Below are 2613 nucleotides of genomic sequence, written 5' to 3' on the forward strand. Positions count from 1 at the left end.
CGGCGTCGACAGCCGCCGGGCGCCCACGGCCCGGCGGCGCCCTGCCCGGCCTTCGCGCCCGACACGGCGCCATGCTGCGTCGTACTGGTCGACGGCCGGGTCGCCGCGACCTGGAGCTCCGGCACCGTGGTCGTCGCTCCGCTGCGCCGCCTCTCCCGGGCCGACCGCACCACCGTCGCGGAGGAGGGACGGGACTTCCTCTCCGACGGCGAGAGCCACCGCGTACGGATCGCCGCGTCTCCGTGACAGGTCCGATCGCTCACCCGGCCTTGACGTACGCGCCCGCTCGGGCCGCCAGGACGGCCGCCTTCGCCGCGCGGTCCGCGGAGGCCTCGTCCAGTGGGTCGCCGCTGGCCAGCATCCGGTAGTACAGCGGGGCCGAGACCGCGCGGACGACCTCGTGGGCGTCGGTGCCCTTCGGCAGTTCACCGCGGTCGATCGCCTCCTCGACGCACGGTGCCCACTCGCGGATTCGCGTGTCGTAGAACCGGTGGAGGGCCGCGGCCGTACGGGCGTCGCAGGCGGCCGCCGCGATGATCGCGTGGAACAGGGCGCCCTGACGAGGGTCGGTCAGCGTCCTCCGGACGAGGCGGGCGTTCGCCCGCAGGTCGCCCTCCAGCGAGCCGGTGCGCGCCCGGGGCAGCGACTGTTCGGCCATGTCGGTGAGCAGGTCGGCGACCAGGCCGGTCACCGTGCCCCAGCGGCGGTAGACGGTGGTCTTGCCGACCTCGGCGCGGCGGGCGACGTCGGTCAGGTCGAGTCGGGCGAAGCCGTGCTCGGCCAGGGCGTCACCGGCCGCGCGTAGCACCGCCGCCCGGACGCGGGCCGTACGGCCGCCGGGACGGATCGAGCCAGGTTCCTCCATAACGGGTCCATAGTTCCATTAAGCACCCCTCTCGTGCTACTGTCCGAGCGCTAACGGAACCACAGAACCATTAAGGAGTGTTGACATGGACCATCGACGGCTGGGTGCGTCCGGCCTCCAGGTGCCCGCGCTGAGCTTCGGCGCGGGCACCTTCGGCGGCCGGGGCGAGTTGTTCGGCAACTGGGGCGACACGGACGCGTGGGAGGCGCGGCGGCTCGTGGACATCTGCCTCGACGCGGGCGTCACGATGTTCGACACCGCGGACGTCTACTCCGACGGCGCGTCGGAGGAGGTGCTCGGCGCGGCGATCAAGGGCCGCCGCGACCAGGTGATCATCTCCACCAAGACCGGTCTGCCGATGGGCGAGGGCCCGTACGACGCCGGCACGTCACGCTCCCGCCTGATCAGGGCCTGCGAGGACGCGCTGCGGCGGCTCGGCACGGACCACATCGACCTGTTCCAGCTGCACGCCTTCGACGCGGGTACCCCGATCGAGGAGGTGCTCGCCACGCTGGACGACCTCGTGCGCGCGGGCAAGATCCGCTATCCGGGCGTGTCCAACTTCTCCGGCTGGCAGCTGATGAAGTCCCTCGCGGTCGCGGACCGCGACGGCCACCCCCGATACGTCGCCCACCAGGTCTACTACTCGCTGATCGGACGCGACTACGAGTGGGAGCTGATGCCGCTCGGCGTGCGGGAGGGCGTCGGCGCGGTCGTGTGGAGCCCGCTCGGCTGGGGCCGGCTGACCGGCAGGGTCCGCCGGGACCGGCCGCTGCCGGAGGGCAGCCGCCTGCACCGTACGGCGGACTTCGGCCCGCCGGTGGACGAGGAGCGGCTGTACGACGTCGTCGACGCGCTCGACGAGATCGCGGAGGAGACCGGCCGGGCGGTGCCGCAGATCGCCATCAACTGGCTGCTCCGGCGCCCGACCGTGGCGTCGGTCCTCATCGGCGCCCGGGACGAGCACCAGTTGCGCCAGAACCTCGGCGCCACCGGCTGGTCGCTGACCCCGGACCAGGTCGCCCGGCTGGACCGGGCGAGCGCGGCACCCGCGCCGTACCCGTACTTCCCCTACGAGCGCCAGGAGGGCTTCGCCCGCCTCAACCCGCCGCTCATCCACGCCGCGTCGACGCGGGCGACGGCCGGCTGATCTTGGACTGCCGAGTCACACGGAGCCGAACTCGGCCGTCGCGGCGCCCGCCTCGGCCAGGGCGTCGAGCAGGGCGGCGGTGGCCGGGGGCTCGGGCGGCTCGCCGTACGTCGCGGCCAGCACGTGGCGGGTCGCGCCGGGCAGCACGGCCGTGTGCACCGCGTCGTTGCGGGCGGCCAGCAGGGGCAGGCCCGGCAGCGTCGTCACGCCCAGGCCCGCGGCGACCATCGCCTGGACGGCCACGAAGTCGTCCGTCGTGAACGACACGCGTGGGGTGAAGCCCGCCCGCGCGCACATGGCGAGCAGGTGCATGCGGCAGCGGTCGCAGCCGGCGATCCACTCCGCGTCCGCGTGGGCCGTCAGGTCGGGTGCGGTCTCGTCCGCCGTGACCAGGTAGCTCGGCTCGTCCAGCAGCCGGCGGGCCGTGATGCCGTCGTCCTCGTTCTCCTGGTCGTACCGGAAGATCACGGCGACGTCGACGTATCCGGCGCGCAGCATGCGGACCGCCTCCGGCGGCTCGGCCTCGCTCAGGCTCACGCGCAGGCCGGGGTGGCGGGCGGCCAGCAGCGCCGCCGCCCGCGGCACGAACGTGCCCAGC

General features: G+C 74.0%; 3 protein-coding genes and 1 pseudogene. 2 read left to right on the forward strand and 2 right to left on the reverse strand.

Features of this window, described 5'->3' with window-relative positions; translation table 11 throughout:
- Positions 1-246: pseudogene (locus ACFFNX_RS47410) on the forward strand (hypothetical protein); the annotation flags it as partial.
- Positions 247-259: 13 nt separating this feature from the next.
- On the opposite strand, the gene ACFFNX_RS47415 reads toward ACFFNX_RS47410, so the two are convergent.
- Positions 260-865: a TetR/AcrR family transcriptional regulator gene (locus ACFFNX_RS47415; RefSeq protein ID WP_378212981.1), complete on the reverse strand. Its 606-nt coding sequence runs from the start codon at positions 863-865 to the stop codon at positions 260-262.
- Between the two features lie 85 nt (positions 866-950).
- Between ACFFNX_RS47415 and ACFFNX_RS47420 the strand changes: the two genes are divergently transcribed.
- A complete protein-coding gene (locus tag ACFFNX_RS47420) occupies positions 951-2015 on the forward strand; it encodes an aldo/keto reductase (protein WP_378212982.1) in 1065 nt (354 codons plus the stop codon).
- Between the two features lie 15 nt (positions 2016-2030).
- Here the strand turns inward: ACFFNX_RS47420 and ACFFNX_RS47425 are convergent.
- Positions 2031-2613, reverse strand: a 583-nt coding sequence (locus tag ACFFNX_RS47425) for a LysR substrate-binding domain-containing protein (RefSeq protein ID WP_378212983.1), incomplete at its 5' end; no start/stop codon positions are given.

Source organism: Actinoallomurus acaciae (genome assembly GCF_042429965.1).
GTDB classification, from domain to species: domain Bacteria; phylum Actinomycetota; class Actinomycetes; order Streptosporangiales; family Streptosporangiaceae; genus Actinoallomurus; species Actinoallomurus acaciae.